This is a genomic window from Micromonospora sp. DT47 (assembly GCF_049844475.1).
Classification (GTDB): Bacteria; Actinomycetota; Actinomycetes; order Mycobacteriales; family Micromonosporaceae; genus Micromonospora.
This window is the reverse complement of the sequence record NZ_JBNCLC010000024.1, coordinates 20,527-36,776: the sequence shown is the minus strand read 5'-3', so window position 1 is coordinate 36,776 and position 16,250 is coordinate 20,527. Positions and strand designations below refer to the sequence as shown.

Below are 16,250 nucleotides of genomic sequence, written 5' to 3'. Positions count from 1 at the left end.
ATCGCGGGATCCTCCGCGCCGTCTGGGCTGGTGGTGCTGACCGACCGGTGGCAGGCGCGGCGGCCGCTGCCGGAGGTGGTCGCCGCGGCGGTGGCCGGGGGAGCGCGCTGGGTGGTGCTGCGGGAGAAGGACCTGCCCCGCGCCGACCGCGCCGCTCTCGCCGCCGAGCTGCGCCCCATCCTCACCGAGGCCGGCGGCACCCTGATCGTCGCCGGTCCCGACCCCCTCGACGGCGACGCCGTGCACCTCCCGGCCGCCGGCCCCTACCCACCACCGAGGCACGGACTCGTCGGCCGCTCCTGCCACGACGAGGCAGAGCTGCGAAGGCTGACCACAGAGGACTACGCCACCCTCTCACCCGTCTTCCCCAGCCGGACGAAGCCGGGCTACGGCCCACCATTGCACCAACCGGGGCTGAGCGAGCTGATCCAGGTCAGCCCCGTGCCGGTCCTCGCCCTGGGTGGCATCGAAAGCCCGGACCAGGTGCATGCCTGCCTGGCGGCGGGAGCCAGGGGAGTGGCGGTGCTCGGCGCGGTCATGCGAGCGGAAGACCCGACCGAGGCGGTCACCACGCTGATGACGCCAACTCTGAGAGGGCGAGAAGGATGACCCCGACCACGGTGCTCACCATTGCCGGCTCCGACTCCGGCGGCGGCGCCGGCATCCAGGCCGACCTCAAGGTCTTCGCCGCCCTCGGCGCGTACGGCACGTCGGTCATCACCGCGGTCACCGCGCAGAACACCCGGGGCGTGGACGCCGTCCTGCCGCTGCCACCCCGCACGGTCACCGAGCAGCTCGACAGCGTGCTCGGCGACTTCGACGTACGCGCGGTGAAGACCGGGATGCTCGGCACCCCGGCGGTCGCCGACGTGGTCGCCGAGGCGGCGAAGGCGGGGCGACTGCCGCACCTCGTCGTCGACCCGGTGCTGGTCGCCACGAGTGGACACCGGCTCGGCGTGGTGGGGGCAGTCGAGCGGCTGCTGCCGTACGCCGAGGTGGCGACGCCTAACTGCGCGGAGGCCGCGGCCCTCACCGGACGCCCGGTGACCACAGTCGAGGAGATGGTGGCCGCCGCCGAGGCGCTCGCCACCGGCGGCCCGGCGCACGTGGTGGTGACCGGCGGCGACGTCGACGCGGACGGCGAGTCGGTCGACGTGCTGCACGGCGGCGGCACCACCACGCTGCTCCGCGCGCCCCGGGTGGACACCCGGCACCACCACGGCACCGGCTGCTCGTTCTCGGCGGCGGTCGCCGTCCGGCTGGCGGCCGGCGATCCGGTGCCGGTCGCGGTAGCCGCCGCCAAGGAGTACGTCACCCGCGCGCTGACCGGCGCGCGGGACTGGGAGCTGGGTGCGGGACGCGGCCCGCTGGACCACTTCGGCTGGTCCCGTTGATCACCAGGGAGGCTGTCATGCAGGCACGTCGCAAGGTCTACGTCGAAGGGTCCCGGCCGGACGTCCGGGTGCCGTTCGCCGAGGTGGAGCTGGCCGGGGACAACCCGCCGGTACGCCTCTACGACACCTCCGGCCCCGGCTCGGACCCCGAGGTCGGGCTGCCGCCGCTGCGCGGGCCGTGGATCGCCTCCCGGGGGGACGTGGCGCCGGTCCACGGCTCGGGCACCCCGCTCGCGGGTGCGGACGGCAAGCGCCCGACCCAGCTCGCCTACGCCCGGGCGGGCGCGGTCACGCCGGAGATGGAGTTCGTGGCGATCCGCGAGGGTGTGCCGCCGGAGCTGGTCCGGGACGAGATCGCCGCCGGGCGGGCGGTGCTGCCGCTCAACGTCAACCACCCCGAGTGCGAGCCGGCGATCATCGGCAAGGCGTTCCTGGTCAAGGTGAACGCCAACATCGGCACCTCGGCGGTCACCTCGTCCGTCGCCGAGGAGGTGGAGAAGCTGACCTGGGCCACCCGGTGGGGCGCCGACACCGTGATGGACCTCTCCACCGGCAAGCGGATCCACGAGACCCGCGAGGCGATCGTCCGCAACTCGCCGGTGCCGATCGGCACCGTGCCGATCTATCAGGCGCTGGAGAAGGTCGGCGGCGACCCGGTGAAGCTGAGCTGGGAGGTGTTCCGGGAGACCGTCGTCGAGCAGGCCGAGCAGGGCGTCGACTACATGACCGTGCACGCCGGGGTGCTGCTGCCGTACGTGCCGCTGGCCGTCGACCGGGTGACCGGGATCGTCTCCCGGGGCGGCTCGATCATGGCCGCCTGGTGCCTGGCGCACCACGAGGAGAACTTCCTCTACACCCACTTCCGCGAGCTGTGCGCGCTGCTCGCGACGTACGACGTGACCTTCTCCCTCGGCGACGGGCTGCGGCCCGGCTCGATCGCGGACGCCAACGACGAGGCGCAGTTCGCCGAGCTGCGCACCCTCGGCGAGCTGACGAAGATCGCCTGGGAGTACGACGTGCAGGTGATGATCGAGGGTCCGGGGCACGTGCCGATGCACAAGATCAAGGAGAACGTGGACCTCCAGCAGGAGTGGTGCCACGAGGCGCCGTTCTACACGCTCGGCCCGCTGGCCACCGACATCGCGCCCGCGTACGACCACATCACCTCGGCGATCGGCGCCGCGATGATCGGCATGTTCGGTACCGCGATGCTCTGCTACGTCACCCCGAAGGAGCACCTCGGGCTGCCCGACCGGGACGACGTCAAGGCCGGGGTGATCGCGTACAAGATCGCGGCGCACGCGGCCGACCTGGCCAAGGGGCACCCCGGCGCGCAGGCCTGGGACGACGCGCTCTCCAAGGCCCGGTTCGAGTTCCGCTGGGAGGATCAGTTCAACCTGGCGCTGGACCCGGAGACCGCGCGGTCGTACCACGACGCGACGCTCCCGGCCGAGCCGGCGAAGACGGCCCACTTCTGCTCGATGTGCGGGCCGAAGTTCTGCTCCATGAAGATCACCCAGGAGCTGAAGGAGTACGCGGCGCGCGGCATGAAGGACAAGTCGGAGGAGTTCCTCTCCTCCGGTGGCCGGGTCTACCTGCCGATGGCCTGACTCGGCCTGTTGATCAACCCGGGTCGGCGATGCGGCGGTGACGGAGGGCCGTTGACACCGCCGCATCGCCGAACCGGGGGGATCTTGCCCGATGGTCAGTCGCGATGGTGGCGGCCGGTGGAGCGCAGCGAGCGGCGGGCGCTCTCCGTCTCCGGCTCGTTGTCGGCCAGCGGCCGGCTCAGTCCGGCCACCCAGTCGACGTACTCCTCGTCCCGTGCCGCCAGCGGCTCGGCCGGTTCGGTCTCGACCGCCGGCTCGCCGCCCCGGTTGCGGCGGAACAGGCCCCGCCTGGTCCGGGACTTCCCGGCCGCCGGCTCCTCGACCATCCCGGTCGGGGCCGGGCCGCTGCTCCGGCCGTCGACCGGCACCTGGGTGGCCGGCCGGGCGTCGTTGGCGTCCCAGCGGAGGGCGACCCGGGTCTCCTCGTCGTCGGTACCCGCGTCGGGGAAGGGCAGCGCCGCCCGCGGCGGGTTGGTACGGGCGACGGCGTCCCCACCGCCCGCGCCGGTCAGGTCCGGCAGCCGGTGCCGGGGGCGCGGCGTCGCCTCGGCGGCCGCCGGCACGGTGTGCCGGAGGCCAGGGCCCGGTTCCGCCGGACCATTGGCCGGTGCCGCCGCCTCGGCGATGACCGGCCGGCGCGTCGGGGCGTCGGTGGTGGCCGGGGCTTCCGCGTCGTCGTCCCCGGAGCGGGGGGCGACCGGAGTGCCGGGGGTGGAGCGGGTCGCGTGCTCGGCCACCGGCGGGACGGCGGCGGTGGAGCGGGGCTTGCGGGTCCGCTTCGCCGGGGGCTTCGGCGGGGAGGCCGTTCCGGCGTCGGCCGGCTGGGCGGGTCGGGCGCCCTTCGGCGTCGCGCCCCGGGCGGTCGCCGCCGCCCCGGTCGTCCGGCCCGCGGGCGCGGTGGAGTCGGCTGCGGCCCGGTCCGCCGGCGGGATCTGGTCGGCCGGCGCAGTGGCGTCGACCTGCGCAGTGGCGTCGACTGGCGCGGTGGCGTCGACCGGTGTGCTGGCGGCGGCCGGCTCGGTCGGTGCGCTGGCGGCGTCCGGCGTCGCGCCGGCGTCCGGGGTGACCGGTGTCGCGGACGCGGTGGCCCGCCGGCCGCGCGGGCGGGGCGTGCCGGCGTCGACCAGCGGCTTCACCGACGACGACCGGGCGCTGGCCACCGGCGGATCGACCTTCGGCGGCTCCTCGGTCGTCCGCGCCGGGTCGCCGTCCGACGCGCCGGTCAGCGGTCCACCCGACATGGCCGGGTGGACCGGGTCCGCGCTGCCGGCCGGAGTGGGCGTGGCGGGCGGGGCGGCCGGGCTGGTCGGGGCGGGCGCGGCCGGCCGGTCCGACGCGGACCACGGACCCGATCGGTCCGGCGTGGCGTCCGGCCAGTCCCAGTGGGCCGGGGTCCGGCCCGCGGTGGGCGTGCCGGCCGGGACCGGACCGGCGGGCGCGGCCAGGTCGACGGTGGTGGGACTCACCGCGGTGGCGCCGGCCGGGGTCGGGACGGCGGGCAGCGGGGCGAGGATGTCGGTCGGCTCGATGGCGTCGTCCGAGGTCGCGTGGGCGGGGCGGAGCGGCCAGCGCAGCAGGGCGGCGGCGGCCGAACCGAGCGCGCCGGCCGCGACGGCGATCACCGCGCCGTAGTACGGGGCGAGCTGGTAGCGGTCGGCCGAGTTGCCCGGGCCGGCGGTCAGGTAGACGAAGGCGAGCAGCACCGGGCCGGCTGCCCCGACGCCGGCGCTGACCGTCGGGACGTGCCCGCGCCGGCGGGCCAGCCCACCGGTCACCGCGCCGGCGACCAGGGCCACCGCGGGCAGGATCACGATCGCCAGGCGCTGCGCCGTGTCGCCGTCGAGCCAGGTCGGCTCCAGCACGCCGAGGCGTACGGTGCGCAGCGACCCGGTCGACAGCAGCGTCGGCGCGGCGGAGACCAGCGCGATCAGCCAGACCGCGCCGGCCAGCACGGCGACGTTCCAGCCGAACGGCGGCCGGAGCAGGACGGCCGACGCGGCGCCCGCGCCGGCCAACGCGCCGACGACCGCGCAGATGCCGACCGCCCAGACCGGGTCGACGGTGTTGAGCTCGGCGGCTCGGGCCGGCTGCATGCAGAGCGGGGCGACGACGACGGCGCCGAGCGCCGCGGCGGCGGAGACCGCCATCCGCACCCCGGTGCCGTCCGGCAGCCCCTCCCGTCGGGCGAGGCGCCCGGTGAGCACGGCGCCGACCACGGCGGCGGTCACCGCGAACCAGCCGACCCAGGTCAGCTGGGCCGGCCACCGGTTGACGTCGGTGAAGGAGCCGGTGAGTCGGACGATGCCGAACCCGTACGCGATGCCGAGCTGGCCAGCGCCGGCCAGCACGCTCACCCCCAGTGCGGTGAGCAGCAGTCTGCCCCACGTCCGAAAGGCCATGTCGGGCACGTTACGGCCCGGTGCGCCCGATCGCCACTGCGGCGCGGCGAGGCGTCAGCCTGGGATTACTTCAGTTCGACCAGACGGGCCAGGTACGTCGTGTCCCCGACATTGGTGAGCATGTGAACGGCGCCGGGGTCGCGGTAGACCACCCCGCCGGTGGGTTCGTCGGCGTCGATCAGAATGCCGTCGACCGTCTGCACCACGTTCTTCGCGCCCTGGACCGCCACCACCAGGTACGGGTGGTCGTGCCGGTGCAGCGGCTGCCGCTCGCCCGGCTCCAGGCGGATGTGCCAGACCCGGACCCGGTCGTTCTCGTACACGATCTCCTGACCCACCGGGCCGAGTTCGGTGCCGTCCGTCACGTGGATCATCGGGTTCCGTCCAGTTGGGGGAGCACCTCGGCGGCGATCAGCTCCAGGTGGTCCAGGTCGTCGAGGTCGATCAGGCGCAGGTGCACCCGGGTGGCGCCGATCGCGGCGAACTCGCCGAGCCGGTCGACCAGCTGGGCGGGCGAGCCGACCACCGGGTCCTCCGGCGGCAGGGCGCTCTTGACGTGCAGCGGGGCGGCCCGGCGGCGGGCCTCGGCGTCGGTACGCCCGATCGCCACCACCACCCCGGCGGAGAGCACCAGCGGCGGCCGCCCCGACCCGGTCCGGCCGGTGAGTTCGCACGCCTCGCGGACCCGCTCGTACGCCGTGGCGGTCTCCGCCACCGACGTGAACGGCATGTTGAACTCGTCGGCGTACCGGGCGGCCAGCTCGGGGGTGCGCTTCGGTCCCCGCCCGCCGACGATCACCGGTGGGCCGGGGCGCTGCACCGGCTTGGGCAGCGCGGGGGCGTCGGCCAGCCGGTAGTGGTCGCCGGTGAAGCTGTAGGTCTCCCCGACCGGGGTGCGCCACAGGCCGGTGACGATCTCCAGCTGCTCGGCGAGCCGGTCGAAGCGTTCGCCGACGGCGGGGAACGGGATGCCGTACGAGGTGTGCTCCCGCTCGTACCAGCCGGCGCCGATGCCCAGCTCGACCCGGCCGCCGCTCATCCGGTCCACCTGGGCGACCATCACGGCCAGCGGCCCGGGAAGCCGGAAGGTGGCCGAGGTGACCAGCGTGCCGAGCCGGATCCGGGAGGTCTCCCGGGCCAGGGCGGCCAGGGTGAGCCAGGCGTCGGTGGGGCCGGGCAGCCCCGGCTCGTCGCCCATCGCCTGGTAGTGGTCGGCCCGGAAGAAGCCGTCGAACCCGCCCGCCTCGACCAGCCGGGCGAAGCGGAGCTGGTCGTCGTAGTCGGCCCCCCGGTGCGGCTCGGTGAAGACCGCCACCCGCATGCTCATCGTCCCTCCGCCCCGGCCGGCGCCGGCGCCTCGCGTTCCATCAGCAGTTCGTGCAGGTCTGCGCTGACCCGGGCGACGTCCGCCAGGTGGGCGTTGCGGCCGAGGGTGCGCGGGCGGGGGATGTCCACCTCGACGACCTTGCGGATCCGACCCGGGCGCGGGCTGAGCACGACCACCCGGTCGGCCAGCAGCACCGCCTCGTCGATCGAGTGGGTGACGAAGACGACGGTCGCCCCGGTCTCCATGTGCACCCGCTGCAGCTCGCCGGAGAGTTCCTCCCGGGTCAGCGCGTCCAGGGCGGAGAACGGCTCGTCCATCAGCATCACCCGGGGCTCGCCGAGCAGTGACCGGCAGAGCGAGACCCGCTGCTGCATTCCGCCGGAGAGCTCGTGCGGCAGCCGCTTCTCGAAGCCGCCGAGACCGGTCATGTCGAGCAGTTGGCGGGCCCGTTCGCGGTGCTTCGCCCGGCTCCAGCCGAAGATCTCCGCGGGCAGCAGGACGTTGTCCAGCACCGACCGCCAGGGGAGCAGGGCGGGCCGCTGGAAGAGCATCGCGATGTCCGGGCGGGGCCGGGTGACCGGCGTGCCGGCGACGGTGATCTCGCCGGCGCTGACCGGCAGCAGCCCGGCGATCATGCGGAGCAGGGTGGACTTGCCGCAGCCGGAGCGCCCGAGCACCGCGACGAACTCGCCCTCGGCGACCTCCAGGTCGATGCCGCGCAGCGCCTCGACCCGACCGGACCGGCCGTCGAAGGTCCGCGACACCTCGGACAGTCGGATCATCTCCGCCGGGCCTCCCCTGAGTGGTGGGTCAGGAATCCGACACAGGCTATCGGGCGTGTGTCCCTTGCGCACCGTCCGGGGTGGAGCCCGGATGTTTCCGTTCCGCAACCCGATGCGCCTGGTGTCGTGACGGTCGGTGTCTCGTACGCTGTGCCCGCGAAGAGTCCCTTCACGACGGTAGCGCCGGCTCCCCCTCACGCCGGCACCGCCGGACCGACAACCCCTCCGGGTGGCATTGACCCGGTCGGAAAGGACATGGTGCACAGATGACAAGGCTGACCCGTACGGTCGCCGCGGCCGCCCTGGCCACCGCCCTCGCCCTGGTCTCCGCCTGCAGTGGCGGCTCGGACTCCGCCGACGAGGCGAAGGGTGGTGACGGCAAGGCGCTGGAGAAGGTGACGTACCTCACTTCGTTCGGCAACTTCGGCCGCGACTCGTACGCCTGGGTGGCGAAGGACAAGGGCTTCTTCAAGGAGGCCGGCTTCGACGTCGAGATCAAGCCCGGGCAGGGCACCGGCTCGGTGATCCAGACAGTGGTCGGCGGCCAGGCCGACTTCGGCCCGATCGACCTGACCGGCGGCCTGCTCCAGCTCGGCAACGGCGCGGCCAAGGACTTCGTCGCGGTGGCCGCCATCCAGCAGCGGACCATGGCCGCCGTGGTCACCGTCGAGGGCAAGGGCATCGCCACGCCGAAGGACCTGGAGGGCAAGAAGCTCGCCGACACCCCGACCTCCGTGGTCCGCCAGCTCTTCCCGACGTACGCCCGGCTGGCCGGCGTGGACGCCAGCAAGGTGACCTGGGTCAACGGTGAGGCGCAGACCCTGATGGGCACGCTCGCCTCCGGCACGGTCGACGGCATCGGCCAGTTTGTGGTCGGCCAGCCCACCGTCGAGGCGGTGACCAAGAAGAAGCCGGTCGTGCTGCCGTACAGCGAGGTCATGCAGGACCTCTACGGCAACGCGCTGATCACCTCCAGCAAGACCGCCAAGGAGAAGCCGGAGATGGTCAAGCGCTTCACCGCGGCGCTGCTCAAGGGCCTGGAGTACGCCCTGGCCAACCCGCAGGAGGCGGCCGACATCCTGAAGAAGAACGTCGACGCCACCAACCCGGCCGCGGCCGCCGCCGAGCTGCGGCTGATGGCCGGGTACGTCCGGTCCAGCAACTCTGGCACCGCCATCGGCACCCTGGACAGCGACCGGGTGGCCAAGAGCATCGCGATCCTGCAGGGCGCCGGCGCGCTGAAGCAGAACATCACCCCGGATCAGATCATCGACTTCAGCCTCGCGCCGAAGGCCTGATCGACGCCGACCATGCCATGGGGGTGCGGCCGACCGGCACGACCGGTGGGCCGCACCCCCGTCGCGTGCCGGCCCCCGCGCCGGCAGGAGAGGAGGAGACGATGAGGCAGTCCACCCCTACCCGATCGGACGTCGCCGGATCCGGGCCGGAGGCCACCGGCGTCGCGGCCGACGCCGCCGGGGCCCCGACCACGCCGCCGGTCGCGCGGCGGTCCCGGATCTCCGGGGTACGCCCCGGCGCCGTCGGCCTGCCGCTGCTCGGCCTGGTGATCGCGCTGGGCGTCTGGTGGCTGGTCACCTCGGGGCTGAAGCTGGTGCACCCGGCGTCCCTGCCGCCCCCGCAGGACGTGTGGAGGGCGCTGGCCGCCGCAGCGGACGTGCTGCTGCCGGCGCTCGGCATCACCACCGGAATGACGCTGCTCGGCTTCCTGCTCTCGTCGGCGGCCGGGGTGCTGATCGGGATGGCGCTGGCCGCCTCCCGGCGGGCCGAGCGGATGTTCGCGCCGCTGCTGGTGGCGGTCAACGCGGTGCCGAAGATCGCGCTCGGCCCGCTGCTGGTGGTCTCGGTCGGCTGGGGCGCGAAGCCCATCCTGACCATGGTGTTCCTGCTCTGCTTCTTCCCGATCGTGCTCTCCACCGCGACCGGCCTCACCACCACCCCGGCGGACCTGGCCGAGCTGGCCCGGTCGTTGAACGCCTCATGGTGGCAGTCGTTCCGCAAGGTGCGCTTCCCGGCCGCGCTGCCGCAGATCTTCGTCGGACTCAAGGTGGCCATGCCGCTGGCCGCGATCGGCGCGGTGATCGGCGAGTTCTACTCCGACAAGCCGGGGCTGGGCTACCAGATCCTGCAGTACAACGGGATCGGGGACACCCCGACCGCCTGGGCGGCGATCGTGCTGATCGCGGTGATGAGCATCGTGCTCTACTCGGCCCTCTCGCTGGTCGAGCGGCTCGCCCTGCCGTGGGTCCGGGCCACCACCTCCGCCCGCTGACGCCGTCGGGGGGGGGGGCCCCCCGCCGGGGGCCCCCCCCCCCCCCCCCCCCCCCCCCCCCCCCCCCCCCCCCCCCCCCCCCGGGGTGGGGGGGCCCCCCGGGCGGCGGCCCCCCCCGACGCTCAGCCGGCCAGCCGCCAGCGGCCGCCCCGGGCCACCAGGGTGGTCAGGGCCTGGGGCATCAGGCCGGAGTGGTTGTCGGGGGTCATCCGGATCGGCCCGGAGAGGCCGTCCAGCTGGGACGTCTCGAGCACGTCCCGGATCCCGTCCCGGTTGACCCGGTCGCTCGGGCCGCCGGATCGCAGCGCGGCGTCGGCGATCAGCTGGACGGCGTCGGCGGCGAACGAGGAGAAGCCGTTGTAGCTGCCGAAGCGGGCGGTGTAGTCCTGGAACCACTGCCGCCGGGCGGCCTTGGCCGGGGTGGTGGCGATGACGTCGTCGATCACCATGGTCTGGGTGAAGATCAGCGTGGCCCGGTCGGCGGATTTGCCCTCGGCGCCGAGGAAGAGGTCGCCGGCGGCTGCCGCGTCGAGGAAGAGCGACCCGGCGAAGCCGGCCTGGCCCGCGCTGGTGGTGGCGAGCGACGCCTGCTCCGGCGGGGTCCAGATGATCAGGGCGTCGGGCTTGCGGGCGGTCAACTGGCGGACCGGCTGGCTGACGTCGGTGTCGGTGCGCCGCACCTTGTCGGCGGCCAGCAGCCGGATGCCGGCCTTGGTGAACTCCCCGCGCAGCGCGTCCAGTCCCTCGCGGCCGTAGTCGTCGTCGCTGTGCAGGACGGCGACCTTGCGGATGGTGCGGCGGCGCAGTTCGGTGGTGAGCGCGCCCGCGCTGTCGGCCGCGTTCGGGGCCAGCTTGAAGACGTACCGCCGGTCGGCGACCGGGCTGGACACGACGCTGGAAGCGGCGAGCGCGATGGTCGGGATCTTCTTCTCGTTGACGGTGCGGACGGCGCCGACCGCGCATTCGTTGCAGCCGCCCATGATGATCGCGTTGACCTTGGAATCGCTGCTGAAGTCGGCGATGTTGCGGAGTGACTCGCCCGCGTCGGAACGATTGTCCTTCACCTGCAGCTTGATCTTCCGTTCGCCCAGGGCGCCGGAGGAGTTCAGCTGCTTGACCTTCAGGTCCAGAGCCTGCTGGTACGCCTTGCCGACCGGCGCCGCCGCGCCGGACAGTTCGAGGTCGGCGGCGATGACGATGGGGCTCGTGTCCTCCTGCCCCGCGCCGAACGAGCAGCCGGTGAGCGTGGTGGCCAGCACGGCCGATGCGAGCGCCACGATGGTCGCGGAGCGGATGGGGCTCAACTCAGTCCTCCAGGTGTGGCGCGGGACGCTGCCCGGTCACCGCCGCTAGTCCGTCCTCAGTAGAGAAACGGGATTGTGTGCCGTACGGTGTGCGCGAAAGCCTGCAAAACCTTGCCAATGCGGGGCGGCTGCGGTCAAGCGCAGATGTCGGCGGCGGTTTCGGGACGCGTATCCCACATCGTGGGGTCATCAGATGTTTACCAACGCTCACTCCGGAGAGGGCATGCAACCACTCTGGAGTGACATCGCCTGTTCAGAGCGTGCGCGGCAATGAGGGCAAATCGTGAACGGCTCGTTGGTTGACCGTTTCCTGCCTCACCGCGGCTTCCCAAACAGGATCTTCTCTGATGAAATCGCGGCCGTGCCGCGCGTGGCGCTGTCCGTTGCACCGGGCGCGGGTCGGTGGGTCAGGCGTGGAAGAAACGACGGAGGCGATGTCGTGAGCACCGGACCGACGACCCTGCCCCAGATCGGCGACGCCGCCGGACGCTACCCGGGGCGCCGGCTGCCCCGGCTGCGGGACGCGCGGATCCGCTCCAAGCTCGCCCTCATCCTGGTCGTCCCGGTCGCCGCCGTCATCGCACTGGCAACTATCCGACTGGTTTCCACGGGCGAGGGGGCGTACGACGCCAGCCGGATCCGGTCGCTGACCGCGCTCTCCGTCGACGTCTCCGCCCTCACCCAGGGCCTGCACAAGGAGCGGATGGCGGCGGCCAGCTACCTGGCCAACCCGCAGCTGCGGCCGGACGACTACAACCTGCGGGTCCGCGCCACCGGCGCGCGGATCGACGAGTACCGGGCCGAGCGGACGAGGGTCGGCGACGTCCCGGCGGCCGTCCGGGACCGGCTCAAGGTCATCGACGAGCACCTCCAGACGCTCGACGCCACCCGGCAGGAGGTGCTCGACCGCCGGCAGATGCCGGTCGCCGAGGCCACCCTCCGGTACGGGATCATCCTCGCCGACCTGGTCTCGTACGGCGACACCCTCGCCCAGCTCCCCGGCCAGGAGAGCCTCGCCGACGCCCGGCGCGCGGTGGCCGCGTTCGCCCGGGCCAAGGCGGCGGTCGCCGAGGAGGAGGCGGTCGCCTACACCGCGCTGAGCTCCGGCCGCTTCGACCAGGAACAGCTCTCCTCCTTCGTGGCCACCCTCACCAGCCAGCAGGAGGCGCTGCTGTCGTTCTCGCTGGCCGCCGACCCGGAGCAGCGGGCCCTGGTCAACGGGGCGGTCTCCGGCGACGCGGTCGGGCTCGCCGACCGGGTGGCCACCGACATCACCCGCTCGGTCGGGCGGCGCCCGCTGGTCGGCGCGGCGGACGCCAGTGCCGCGATCGGCGCGGTCAACGACCTGATGCGGTGGTCCGAGATCCAGCTCCAGGACCGGCTGCTCTCCCGGACCGAGCAGGCCCGCAGCGACGTGATCCGGCAGGCCGTCGTCGAGTCGGTGCTGGTGCTGCTCACCCTGCTCATCGCGATCACCCTCGCCGTGGTGCTGGCCCGCTCGCTCAACCACTCGCTGCGCCGGCTGCGGGAGGGCGCCCTCTCGGTGGCCAACCACGACCTGCCGGACGCGGTGAAGCGGCTGCAGACCATGGGCAGCGTCGGCGACGGCGGCGTGGAGGAGATCGTCCGTCAGGTGCGCGACCCGATCCGGCTGGCCAACCGGGACGAGGTCGGGCAGGTGGCGCTGGCCTTCAACGTCGTGCACCGGGAGGCGGTCCGGGTCGCCGCCGAGCAGGCGGCGCTGCGTACGAGCGTTTCGGCGATGTTCCTCAACCTGGCCCGGCGCAGTCAGACCCTGGTCGACCGGATGATCGGCGAGCTGGACGCGATCGAGCGCGGCGAGGAGGACCCGAAGCGCCTCGCCCAGCTCTTCGAGCTGGACCACCTGGCCACCCGGATGCGCCGCAACGACGAGAACCTGCTGGTCCTGGCCGGCGCCGACTCGGGCGTGCCGCGGCGCGACGACGCGCTGCTGGTGGACGTGCTGCGGGCCGCCCAGTCCGAGGTCGAGCTCTACAACCGGATCGAGTTCGGCACCGTCGACACCGACATTTCGGTGTCCGCCCACGCGGTCAACGACGTGGTCCGCCTGGTCGCCGAGCTGCTCGACAACGCGACCCGCTTCTCGCCGCCGACCACCACCGTGGTCGCCGACGGCCGGCGGATCCGGGACTACGTGCTGATCCAGGTCGAGGACCGGGGCCTCGGCCTCACCGACGAGCAGCTCGACTCGCTCAACAGCCGGCTCGCCGCGCCGCCGACCGTGGACGTGGCCGCGTTCCGGCTGATGGGCCTGGCCGTGGTGAGCCGGCTCGGCTCCCGGTACGGCATCCGGGTGGAGCTGCGCCGCAACGTCGAGGGCGGCACGGTCGCCCAGGTGACGCTGCCGAACTCCACCGTGGTGCTGCCCGCCCACCGGGGTCGGGACCAGGCGATCACCCGGCCGCGCCAGCCGATGGCGGTCGAGCAGACGCCACTCACCCCGGTCGGGCTCGGCGACCCGGTTTCCGGCGGGCGGGCGACCGCGGCCACGCTGACCGACCAGTGGCGTACCGCCGCGCCGGCCCCGGCGCCCTGGCAGCTCCCGGTCGACGCGCGGGACACCGCCCCGGCGGTGCACCTGGGGGGCCCGGTGTCGTCCCCGCCGGTCGCGCCGACGTCCGCGGTACCGGCCGCCCCGGTCTCGGCCGCCCCGGCGCAGCCCGCCCACTTCAGTGGTTTCCCGGCCGGCAGCCCGATCGGGTCGAGCCCGAACCCGAACCTCGACCCGCTGCCGAAGCTGCCGAAGCGGACCTGGGCGGGCGAGGCCGCCCCGGCGCCCGGGCCGGTGCTCCCGGCCGGCCCGGTGGCCGGCGGCCCCACGGCCCCGTCGGCCGAGCCGTACGCCGCTCCGTACGCGCCCACTCCGTTCGCCGCCGCGCCGACGGCGCCGCCGGCGCCTTTCGCCCCGGCGGCTCCGGCCAGGCCGGCGGCGCCGTTCACCCCGGCCCCGACGCCGGTGGCCCCGGCGGTGCCGTACACCCCGCCGGCCGCCGTGCCGAGCGCCCCGGTGGCCGCCCGACCGACCCCGCCGGCCGACTCGCCGATCTTCCGGGAGATGGAGGCGGTCTGGTTCCGGTCCCACGGGGACGACGCCACCGCGATCTTCACTCGGCCGCGCTTCGACAACGTGCCGGCCGCCGGGCAGCCGACCGCCGCCGCCCCGACGTCGGCCCGGCCGCCGCTGCCGACCCGGGTGCCGACCGCCCCGACGGTCGCCGGCACCCCGACCGTCGCCCCGGCGGCCACCCCGGAACCGCCCGCCGCCGGCGCGCCCCCGTCGTACGTTCCGGCGTCGGCGCCCTCCGCGCCGCCGGCGTCCCCGGCCGCGCCGCTGCCCGTGGCGGAGCCGGTGACCGAGCCGGAGGCGTGGCGCACGGCGGCCGACGACGGCTGGACCCGGGCCACCCGGGCCGCCGAACCGGCCACCGGCGGCATCACCCGCTCCGGCCTGCCGAAGCGGGTCCCGCAGGCCCAGCTCGTCCCCGGCGGCATCGAACCCAAGGGCGGCCGGGACCGCAGCCGACGTACCCCCGACGAAGTACGCGGGCTGCTCTCCGCCTACCACCGCGGCGTGCAGCGCGGCCGGTCGGCCGGGGCGGACCAGATCAGCACCTCGACCAAGGAGACGAGCCGATGAACAGGCCAGCTGCCATGCAGGACATGGGTTGGCTGCTCACCAACTTCGCCGACAGCGTGGCGGGCATCGCCCACGTGGTGGCGGTGTCCGCGGACGGGCTGCTGCTCGCCTCCTCGCGGGACCTCCCCACCGACCGGGCCGACCAGCTCGCCGCGATCACCTCCGGCGTGGTGAGCCTGACCGAGGGCGCCGCCCGGATGTTCAGTGCCGGCGGGGTGTTGCAGACCGTGATCGAGATGGACAGCGGCTACCTGTTCCTGATGTCGATCAGTGACGGCTCCTCGATGGCGGTGCTCGCCGCGCGCAGCTGCGACGTCGGGCAGGTCGGCTACGAGATGGCGCTGCTCGTGGAGCGGGTGGGCGCCGCGCTGGTCCCGCTGCCGCGGGATGCCGTGCGTTCCTGACGCGGACGGTGCACGGCCGGGCGCGACCGCGCCCGGCCGGGAGGACGAGGGATCCGGGGCCGGCGGCTCCGGTCGGGAGGAGGTGATCGCGGATGGACCAACGGCGGGACCCGCGCGGCGCGCTGGTGCGACCGTACGCGGTCACCCGGGGCCGTACCGAGCCCAGCCGGGACATCGCCCTGGAGGCGGTGCTGTCGTCCACCCCCACCCAGGTCGCCGAGTCACGGTTCGCCGGGCACGACAAGTACCGCATCGCCACGGTCTGCGAGGGCCGGGCACAGTCGCTGGCGGAGATCGCCGCGTACACCCGGATGCCGCTGGGCGTCACCCGGGTGCTGGTCGCCGACCTGGTGGCCGAGGACCTGTTGACGCTACACACTGCCGCTCCCGCCGAAGGCTTCGAGGAGCGGATGAACCTGCTGGGAAGGGTGCTAAGTGGACTTCGCGAACTATGACCCCGCCGGGGCGCGCCGCAGCCGGGAGATCATCTCCGCGAAGATCGTGATCGCGGGTGGCTTCGGCGTGGGCAAGACGACCATGGTCGGGGCGATCTCCGAGATTACGCCGCTGACCACCGAGGCACTAATGACCGCCGCTGGCGTGGGCATCGACGACCCCTCGAAGGTGCCCGGCAAGGAGACCACCACGGTCGCCATGGACTTCGGCCGGATCACCATGGCGCAGGACCTCATCCTGTACCTCTTCGGCACGCCGGGCCAGACCCGCTTCTGGTTCATGTGGGACGAGATCATCCGGGGCGCGGTGGGCGCCGCCGTCCTGGTGGACACCCGGCGGATCACCGACGCCTTCGCGCCGCTGGACTACTTCGAGAACCGCAACCTGCCGTACGTGGTGGCGCTGAACCGGTTCGACGGCGCGCCGCAGTACGAGCCGGAGGAGGTCCGCGAGGCACTGGCCATCCCGCCGGACGTGCCGCTGGTGATGTGCGACGCCCGGCAGCGGGAGTCGGTCAAGCAGGTGCTGGTGACCGTGGTCGAGCACGCCATGCTCCGCCTCGAGGCCGAGTACGGACGGGACTTCCCGGCCCCGGTGGGCTGAGC

Annotated in this window: 14 protein-coding genes; 9 read left to right on the top strand and 5 right to left on the bottom strand. The window is 73.9% G+C overall.

Features of this window, described 5'->3' with window-relative positions:
- The 3 genes from ACLQ2U_RS26810 to thiC are packed head-to-tail and all read left to right on the top strand — an operon-like array spanning position 1 to position 3,004.
- Positions 1–609, top strand: coding sequence for a thiamine phosphate synthase (locus ACLQ2U_RS26810; RefSeq protein WP_425753745.1), 609 nt, complete (start codon positions 1–3; stop codon positions 607–609).
- Complete coding sequence (thiD, locus tag ACLQ2U_RS26805; RefSeq protein ID WP_425753695.1) at positions 606–1,394, top strand: bifunctional hydroxymethylpyrimidine kinase/phosphomethylpyrimidine kinase; 789 nt, start codon at positions 606–608, stop codon at positions 1,392–1,394. Before ACLQ2U_RS26810 ends, thiD begins: the two co-directional genes overlap by 4 nt.
- Positions 1,395–1,411: 17 nt before the next feature.
- Positions 1,412–3,004, top strand: a complete 1,593-nt coding sequence (gene thiC / locus ACLQ2U_RS26800; protein WP_425753694.1) for a phosphomethylpyrimidine synthase ThiC — start codon at positions 1,412–1,414, stop codon at positions 3,002–3,004.
- 95 nt (positions 3,005–3,099) lie between these two features.
- Here thiC and ACLQ2U_RS26795 read toward each other — a convergent pair whose 3' ends face one another.
- The 4 genes from ACLQ2U_RS26795 to ACLQ2U_RS26780 form a co-directional block, all read right to left on the bottom strand.
- Positions 3,100–5,403, bottom strand: a complete 2,304-nt coding sequence (locus tag ACLQ2U_RS26795; RefSeq protein ID WP_425753693.1) for a hypothetical protein — start codon at positions 5,401–5,403, stop codon at positions 3,100–3,102.
- A 65-nt stretch (positions 5,404–5,468) separates the two neighbouring features.
- On the bottom strand, positions 5,469–5,777 hold the full coding sequence (locus ACLQ2U_RS26790) for a cupin (RefSeq protein ID WP_425753692.1): 309 nt from the start codon (positions 5,775–5,777) through the stop codon (positions 5,469–5,471).
- On the bottom strand, positions 5,774–6,724 hold the full coding sequence (locus tag ACLQ2U_RS26785) for an LLM class F420-dependent oxidoreductase (RefSeq protein WP_425753744.1): 951 nt from the start codon (positions 6,722–6,724) through the stop codon (positions 5,774–5,776). Before ACLQ2U_RS26785 ends, ACLQ2U_RS26790 begins: the two co-directional genes overlap by 4 nt.
- A gap of 2 nt (positions 6,725–6,726) precedes the next feature.
- Positions 6,727–7,512, bottom strand: coding sequence for an ABC transporter ATP-binding protein (locus ACLQ2U_RS26780; protein WP_425753691.1), 786 nt, complete (start codon positions 7,510–7,512; stop codon positions 6,727–6,729).
- Positions 7,513–7,778: 266 nt separating this feature from the next.
- Between ACLQ2U_RS26780 and ACLQ2U_RS26775 the strand changes: the two genes are divergently transcribed.
- On the top strand, positions 7,779–8,810 hold the full coding sequence (locus tag ACLQ2U_RS26775; RefSeq protein WP_425753690.1) for an ABC transporter substrate-binding protein: 1,032 nt from the start codon (positions 7,779–7,781) through the stop codon (positions 8,808–8,810).
- A 101-nt stretch (positions 8,811–8,911) separates the two neighbouring features.
- Positions 8,912–9,802, top strand: coding sequence for an ABC transporter permease (locus tag ACLQ2U_RS26770; protein ID WP_425753689.1), 891 nt, complete (start codon positions 8,912–8,914; stop codon positions 9,800–9,802).
- A gap of 122 nt (positions 9,803–9,924) precedes the next feature.
- Here the strand turns inward: ACLQ2U_RS26770 and ACLQ2U_RS26765 are convergent, their stop codons facing one another.
- Positions 9,925–11,106, bottom strand: a complete 1,182-nt coding sequence (locus ACLQ2U_RS26765; protein ID WP_425753688.1) for an ABC transporter substrate-binding protein — start codon at positions 11,104–11,106, stop codon at positions 9,925–9,927.
- Between the two features lie 439 nt (positions 11,107–11,545).
- Between ACLQ2U_RS26765 and ACLQ2U_RS26760 the strand changes: the two genes are divergently transcribed.
- From ACLQ2U_RS26760 to ACLQ2U_RS26745, 4 genes are all read left to right on the top strand, one after another.
- On the top strand, positions 11,546–14,785 hold the full coding sequence (locus ACLQ2U_RS26760) for a nitrate- and nitrite sensing domain-containing protein (RefSeq protein WP_425753687.1): 3,240 nt from the start codon (positions 11,546–11,548) through the stop codon (positions 14,783–14,785).
- A complete protein-coding gene (locus ACLQ2U_RS26755; protein ID WP_067313320.1) occupies positions 14,782–15,189 on the top strand; it encodes a roadblock/LC7 domain-containing protein in 408 nt (135 codons plus the stop codon). The genes ACLQ2U_RS26760 and ACLQ2U_RS26755 overlap by 4 nt, the downstream gene beginning before the upstream one ends.
- Before the next feature lie 92 nt (positions 15,190–15,281).
- Positions 15,282–15,644 (top strand): DUF742 domain-containing protein, encoded by a 363-nt coding sequence (locus tag ACLQ2U_RS26750; RefSeq protein WP_425753686.1) that lies wholly within the window; start codon positions 15,282–15,284, stop codon positions 15,642–15,644.
- Positions 15,625–16,248: a GTP-binding protein gene (locus ACLQ2U_RS26745; RefSeq protein WP_425753685.1), complete on the top strand. Its 624-nt coding sequence runs from the start codon at positions 15,625–15,627 to the stop codon at positions 16,246–16,248. Before ACLQ2U_RS26750 ends, ACLQ2U_RS26745 begins: the two co-directional genes overlap by 20 nt.
- The last annotated feature ends 2 nt before the right edge of the window (positions 16,249–16,250 follow it).

What these genes read in the sequence shown, in the direction of transcription:
- ACLQ2U_RS26780 (WP_425753691.1), bottom strand. Translation starts at nt 7,512, where the DNA reads ATGATCCGACTGTCCGAGGTGTCGCGGACCTTCGACGGCCGGTCCGGT.
- ACLQ2U_RS26775 (WP_425753690.1), top strand. Translation starts at nt 7,779, where the DNA reads ATGACAAGGCTGACCCGTACGGTCGCCGCGGCCGCCCTGGCCACCGCC.
- ACLQ2U_RS26750 (WP_425753686.1), top strand. Translation starts at nt 15,282, where the DNA reads ATGGACCAACGGCGGGACCCGCGCGGCGCGCTGGTGCGACCGTACGCG.
- ACLQ2U_RS26795 (WP_425753693.1), bottom strand. Translation starts at nt 5,403, where the DNA reads ATGGCCTTTCGGACGTGGGGCAGACTGCTGCTCACCGCACTGGGGGTG.
- ACLQ2U_RS26790 (WP_425753692.1), bottom strand. Translation starts at nt 5,777, where the DNA reads ATGATCCACGTGACGGACGGCACCGAACTCGGCCCGGTGGGTCAGGAG.
- ACLQ2U_RS26785 (WP_425753744.1), bottom strand. Translation starts at nt 6,724, where the DNA reads ATGCGGGTGGCGGTCTTCACCGAGCCGCACCGGGGGGCCGACTACGAC.
- thiC (WP_425753694.1), top strand. Translation starts at nt 1,412, where the DNA reads ATGCAGGCACGTCGCAAGGTCTACGTCGAAGGGTCCCGGCCGGACGTC.
- thiD (WP_425753695.1), top strand. Translation starts at nt 606, where the DNA reads ATGACCCCGACCACGGTGCTCACCATTGCCGGCTCCGACTCCGGCGGC.
- ACLQ2U_RS26770 (WP_425753689.1), top strand. Translation starts at nt 8,912, where the DNA reads ATGAGGCAGTCCACCCCTACCCGATCGGACGTCGCCGGATCCGGGCCG.
- ACLQ2U_RS26755 (WP_067313320.1), top strand. Translation starts at nt 14,782, where the DNA reads ATGAACAGGCCAGCTGCCATGCAGGACATGGGTTGGCTGCTCACCAAC.